Origin of the sequence: Sandaracinobacter neustonicus (genome assembly GCF_006385875.1) — a bacterium.
In the GTDB taxonomy this organism is placed as follows: domain Bacteria; phylum Pseudomonadota; class Alphaproteobacteria; order Sphingomonadales; family Sphingomonadaceae; genus Sandaracinobacteroides; species Sandaracinobacteroides neustonicus.
Genome location: NZ_VFSU01000002.1, coordinates 45,344 through 51,343, shown reverse-complemented (window position 1 = coordinate 51,343; position 6,000 = coordinate 45,344). Strand labels below are relative to the sequence as shown.

At 62.8% G+C, this 6,000-nt stretch carries 4 protein-coding genes; 3 read left to right on the top strand and 1 reads right to left on the bottom strand.

The window, feature by feature from the left end; translation table 11 throughout:
- Positions 1-558 (bottom strand): IS4/Tn5 family transposase DNA-binding protein (locus FJQ54_RS00335; protein WP_181159922.1); only part of this gene is annotated, 558 nt, incomplete at its 3' end.
- Positions 559-896: 338 nt separating this feature from the next.
- Between FJQ54_RS00335 and FJQ54_RS00330 the strand changes: the two genes are divergently transcribed.
- The 3 genes from FJQ54_RS00330 (at position 897) to FJQ54_RS17660 (ending at position 5,736) form a co-directional block, all read left to right on the top strand.
- Positions 897-2,042, top strand: coding sequence for an autotransporter outer membrane beta-barrel domain-containing protein (locus FJQ54_RS00330; protein WP_140926222.1), 1,146 nt, complete (start codon positions 897-899; stop codon positions 2,040-2,042).
- Between the two features lie 562 nt (positions 2,043-2,604).
- The gene (locus FJQ54_RS00325) at positions 2,605-4,287 is read left to right on the top strand and encodes a winged helix-turn-helix domain-containing protein (protein ID WP_140926220.1); all 1,683 of its coding nucleotides are present in this window, start codon (positions 2,605-2,607) and stop codon (positions 4,285-4,287) included.
- A 135-nt stretch (positions 4,288-4,422) separates the two neighbouring features.
- Complete coding sequence (locus FJQ54_RS17660) at positions 4,423-5,736, top strand: PEPxxWA-CTERM sorting domain-containing protein (RefSeq protein WP_140926232.1); 1,314 nt, start codon at positions 4,423-4,425, stop codon at positions 5,734-5,736.
- The last annotated feature ends 264 nt before the right edge of the window (positions 5,737-6,000 follow it).

Below are 6,000 nucleotides of genomic sequence, written 5' to 3'. Positions count from 1 at the left end.
GCGGTAGCTCTCCTTCTCCTGGATCGGCACGCGCGTGGGATTGATCCGCCGCTTCAACGCGTTGGCGCCCTTGAACTTGGTGCGGGTCCAGAATTTCGCCGCTGTCAGACCCAGTGGCAATCCCTCAGTCGTGATCGCAAGGCTGGAGTGCATGAGCAGGCCGCAGACCGTATGAAGCCGAAGCCGACCATTCTCATCACGCCGGCTCGGCGCAAGCCCGATGGCGCCAATCGTTTCAGGATTGCGCCTTTGATAGGAGAATTCGGTGGTGTCCTGTAAAACCAGGATGAACCCCTCAAGCGCCGCCGCGCGTGTCCGTGTCGCCTGAAAATGCCCGGCAAGTATGTCTCCCTCGTTCACCGAGCCATTAGACAAAAAACGGTAGGCCGCCTTTGTATTGGCCCAGTCTTGACACGCCATCGGTATCGGTGCGCCAATCGCTCCTGCCATCTGCTTAAGCATCGTTCGAAGCCGTTCGCCCAGTCGCTTATCACGAAAGGCGGCGGGATCGACTTCCCCGTCAGCCCATCCTGCCGCATCGAAAACGGACGTCTCCACGTTGCACCCCGCCAACCGATTCAGGTGCCAGGGAATGAATCATGCTTGATTCCAGACGGGCAATGCTCATGCGGCCAACGGAATCACGCTCGCGACCACTTGTGGGTAATTGAAAGGCAGACGGCACGCTTACCGCCTATATCGATGGCCAGACGGGCACCAGTTCCCACATCTATGCGGGCATCGCCTCGTTCGATAGCGGCGCCACCATCTCGGCAAAGATCAACTCGCTGCAGGGCGCCGAAGGCAGCTATGTTATCCTGAGCGCGGCCAACATCGACGGGAATCCGGAGTTCGATGAAGCCGCCACCCAGCTTCCATATGTGTTCGCGGGTTCGGTGACCGCGACCGAAACCGACCTGACGCTTGTGATCCGCCGCAAGACCTCGAGCGAGGTCGGGCTGACAAGCGCGGCCGCAAGCGGATATGACGCCATTCTGACCGCGGCGCTGACCGACGACGTCATTTCGCAGAGCTTCCTCGACATCATGGATGGGGACACGCTGCAAACGCTCATCGCACAAATGTTGCCAGACCATAGCGGTGCCGTATTCGACGCTGTCACGCGCGGCACGCGGCTTGTTTCACGGCATGTGATGGACCGTGACTCGGAATTTTCCACGACCGAGACGGGCGACATGGGCTTTTGGCTGGAGCCTGTCTACTGGCGCAGCAATCGCCATGCGACGGGAACCAACAGCTACAAGTCGAGCGGCTGGGGGCTGTCCGGCGGGTTCGAGTGGGTGACCGATATCGGCTACATCGGCGGCTCCTATGCCTTCCTGGCCAGCAGCATCAACAACAATGGCGGCACGGGGAAAATCAATGCTTCGCAGCATGATATTGGCGCATTTTGGCGGACGGGCCGCGAAGGCCCCTTCTATGCCTATGCCAGGCTGGGTGCGGCCCACGGCTCCTTCTCCGGCTCGCGCACGGTAGACGGCACCGCCGACGACAGCGATTTCAGCTACTCCACCTCCGGCAAATGGAAGGGCTGGCTGGTCTCCGGCATGGGAGGCGCATCCTATGATATCGAGCCGTCGGAACGCTTTACCATCCGCCCGAAACTGGGGCTGGAATGGTTCCGCCTGAGTGAAACCGGATACACCGAATCCGGCGGCGGAGAAGCGATCGACCTGACGGTCGGCAGGCGCAACAGCAGCGCCCTCAGCGCTTCGACGACCCTTGCCCTGTCTTACGTTATCGGACCGCCGCGCAAGGATTATCATGGTCTGGCGTTCGAGCTGGAAGGCGGGCGGCGCAGCGTGCTGGCCGGCGGGCTGGGCAGCACGCGGGCCAATTTTGAAGATGGCGAGACCTTCACCATCAATCCGGACGGTCTGGATAGCAGCTGGCTGGGAGAAGCCCGGGTGAAGGGCGGCAGCTGGGATTATTCGTGGAAGGTCGGTATCGGCGCAGACAAGACACGCAACAGCGACGTGAACTATTCGGCGCGGGTATCCGTCAGTATCGCCATCTACTAATCTACAAAATCACTATGTCTTAACCAGATGCGGATGGAGTTGAGTTAGAGCCCGTTTGGGAATTGGGCGGTTGAGGGCCTGCGCTGGGTTTTTCGTGCCTGCAAGGAGCGGGGAATACCGCGATGCCGGGGCATCGTGGCACGTTCCCGCGACGTGGCAGGCGCGGAAAAGACCCGCAGGACCGACCCGGACAGTTCTCAAACGGGCTCTTGGAGGAAAGCGCTAAAGACGGATCGGCGCTTGCGGTTCAGCATAGGCCTGATGTTGGCCCAGCATAGCGCCCGCACCCTGCGCATAACCTTTCATGCTGCGTGGACCATCAGCCACACAACATGCACTGGGAGGCCATGCCCCCACAGCTGAATCCATCGATTTCGGCTGCTGGCGGCCGAAGCGGACGAAGATGAGAACCGGGCCGTACGGGAGCTGAGACCAGCTATCTGACGATAGTTGGCAAGCGAACTGAGCGCGCCACCGGGCTGCCAAACCCCGACCTCTCCGGGCCATCACGAGGGAGGCAATTTATGAGTTTACGGCCTGATAGGCGGCAGCCGAAACCGGAATGCCCGGCACCAACTTCAAGAGCGATGGGTTTCTCCCTGCACCCTCAACGCTCCGAAATCGCTTGACGGCCGGGTACAACAAGCTTTCCGCAGGGCCCCGAACTGCGCTATGGAAGTCCCAATCGGGAGGCCTGTCGATGCTGCGCCGGCTGATATCGAACGAGCGGATTTCACTCGCCGACGAGCCGGCCTTCTCGCTGGGGGATGTGTTTTTTGATCCCTCGCGGCTGACCATCAGGCGCGGGAAGGTAACGCGTCAGGTCGAATCGCGCGTCATGATGGTGCTTGTCGCGCTCGCAGAGGCAGACGGCTGTGTTGTCAGTCGAGACGATCTGGTGGAACGCTGCTGGGACGGTCGCATTGTTGCCGATAACGCCATCCAGCGCGTTATTTCGCGTATCCGCGCACTGTCCGCAAACCTCGGCGGGTTCGAGGTGCATACCGTCACCAAGGTTGGTTACCTGTTGAAGGCGGAGGGTGCCGAAGACACATATTCCGAGGGCAGCGAACCTGTTCCCCAACCTGCGCCTCCGCCCGACCCTGCACAGGAAAAGGATCGCCGCGGCTTTCTCGTCGGTGCTGGAGCCTTTGCGATCGCGGCGATTGGCGGTGCCGCCATATGGCGCCTTGGCAATCCCCCTGACGCGCATTTGAGCGAAGCCGAACAGTTGATCGTCAAGGCCCATGAAGCGGAACTTACCGGGCTTCCCGAATCCTCAGGCCAGTCGATCGCCTATCTTGTGCGCGCGACCGAGGTCGATCCCGGTTCCGCCGAAGCCTGGGGCGCGCTGGCCCTGGCGCGCCAGAAAACACTCGATTCCGTGGAGCAGCACCAGATTGTTTCCGTCGCAGCATGGGCCGAAAGTGCCGCCCGACGGGCCTTGCAGATCGATCCGGCCAATTTCAACGCGCGCCTTGCGCTTGCCACCATCCGCCCGAACTTCCGCAACTGGGCTGCAAACGAACGGGCGCTGTTGGCGCTGAAGGCCCCCGCAGCTTCGGGTGAATATGAAAGTGCGCTCGGCTGGCTGCTGTGCGACACCGGCCGCTGGCGCGAGGCAATCGTCCATTTCCGGCGCGCGCTGGCGATCGAGCCCTATCACCCCGCAAACCAGATGATGCTGGCCTGGGGGCTGTGGGGTGCAGGTGAGCTGGTTGAGGCGGACACGCGGCTCGACGACGCGCTGCGCCTGTGGCCGAAGAGCTTTCCATCATGGCAGACCCGCTTCGATTTTCTGCTGACCACCGGCCGGTCGGCGGAGGCGGTCGCACTCGTCGAAGATACAAGCGCGCGTCCGGCGCTGTTTCCGGACCAGCCGCCGCCGGACTATGCCTTCCTCAGCCGGATCGCGAAGGCCGTCGAAGATCCGGCGGCTGACCGCACCGGCCTCGTTCAGGCCATCGTGGATGCGCCAAACATCAGCTACATTTCCGCTATCGCCTATCTTTGTGTTTTCGGTGCTGTCGATCCGTGCTTTGCCATCCTCGAAAGCTTCTTCTTTGGCGGCCGGGGCTGGCCGCCGCCGGGCAGCTATGACCGCCGCAAGACGTCGATCTTCTTTTCCGAAAAGGCTGCGCTGCTTCGACGAGACCCCCGGCATCAGGCCCTGATCCGCCGCATCGGGCTTGACGACTATTGGCGGGAAACAGGCACCCGACCGGACATCTCGCTGACGCGCTGAGTGCCGACCACAGGGGAAATCAGCCTTTAATCAGCACAAAATCAGTCCCGCAAATGGGGTTTACAGGGCCGTTCGTGCCTCTTGGCCATCTGGCAGCCGCCACTGGGGGCCGGCTGCCGGCACAGGAGTGATCCGATGCTCACCCGCCTTTCGACCGCAATTCTTCTGGCCACCCTCGCGACGCCGGCGCTCGCGGAAATCACCATCGACGATGATCCCGTTCTGTATTGGAACGATCTGATGATCACCCATGTGCCCGGCGGAGCACCGGTGCAGGCGCGCATCTATGCCATTGCCAACATTGCCATGCACGATGCGGTCAACGCCGCCAGCGGCTACAAGAACAAGTCCTACCTGTCGGGCGTGTCCGGCAGTGGCGGCGATCCGCGCGCTGCCGCCTCGCAGGCCGCGCATGATGTGCTGGTGGCGTTGAATCCCGCCAACGCGCCAACCTATGCAGCGGCGCTGGCCAGCAGCCTTGCGCTCATACCTGACGGCCCGGCCAAGGCTGCCGGCATCGCCAACGGAAGCGCACATGCCAGCGCGATCCTTGCAAAACGTGTGGGGGACGGTTCCGCACCCGGTGCGCCGTGGGTTCCGGGAAGCGACCCGGGCGACTGGCAGCCGACCCCGCCCGGCAATCTTCCGGCGGCGCTTCCGCACTGGGGCGACGTCGATCCCTTCAACCTCACCTCGGGCGATCAGTTTCGTGCCGGTCCCCCTCCGGCGCTCGACAGCGCCGAATATGCCGCCGCCTTCAACGAGGTGAAGGAGATCGGCTCGTTAGGCAGCCTGACGCGCACCGCTGACCAGACCGACAGCGCCTGGTTCTGGAGTTCGTCCAACGCCACCCCCTGGATGCGCGTCGGCCTTATCGTTGCGGAGGACGAAGGGCTCACCACGCTTGGCTACGCCCGCGCCTTCGCACTTCTTTCCACCAGCATTGCCGATGCGCTCATCGCCGGCTTCGACGCAAAATACGAATATGATCTCTGGCGCCCCGTGACCGCGATCCGAATGGCCGACATCGACGGCAACGCGCTGACCGAAGCCGACCCGTCGTGGAACTCGCTATTCCCGGCGCCGAACCACCCGAGCTATATCTCCACCCACTCGACCCAGTCGGGTGCAGCTGCCACCGTGCTTGCCAGCCTGTTCGGAGACGACCAGCCGTTCACCTTCACGATTGGTGCCTATACCCGCAGCTTCGACAGCCTTGCGGACGCCGCGCAGGACGCCGCGGACAGCCGGCTGTGGGGCGGTATCCACTATCGCTTCGACAATGAGGCGGGCCTCGCAACCGGCAAAGCAGTCGGCCAGTGGGCACTGGATGGCGCGGCCTTCAACGCCGTTCCCGAGCCGGCCAGTTGGGCGATGCTCGTCATCGGCTTCGGTGCCATCGGTCTCGTGACGCGTCGGCGACGACTGGCAATATCCACCATGAACTGAGGGCCAGACCATCGCTGCGAAATGTGCAGCTCGCTATCGGAGATTGAGAGCGATCGTTCGCCTGGGGGCACCAGCCGTCGTCAGGCGGCTGGCGTCCCCGATCTCCTCCAGCCGGAACAGCGAAGCGCAGGTTTCCATCATCGCCCGAAGCCGGGTTCTGCCGCCCAGTGCCGCCGCCCGGTGCGGCGTTGCAGGCGTGCAAGTCGGCGGCAGAGCCGACCTTCGGCTTTCACAACAAGAGCAGTCGATTATTTGCAGCGAGCG

Excerpts from the sequence above, each read along its gene's own strand:
- FJQ54_RS00325 (WP_140926220.1), top strand. The coding sequence starts at position 2,605 with ATGCCCGGCACCAACTTCAAGAGCGATGGGTTTCTCCCTGCACCCTCA.
- FJQ54_RS17660 (WP_140926232.1), top strand. The coding sequence starts at position 4,423 with ATGCTCACCCGCCTTTCGACCGCAATTCTTCTGGCCACCCTCGCGACG.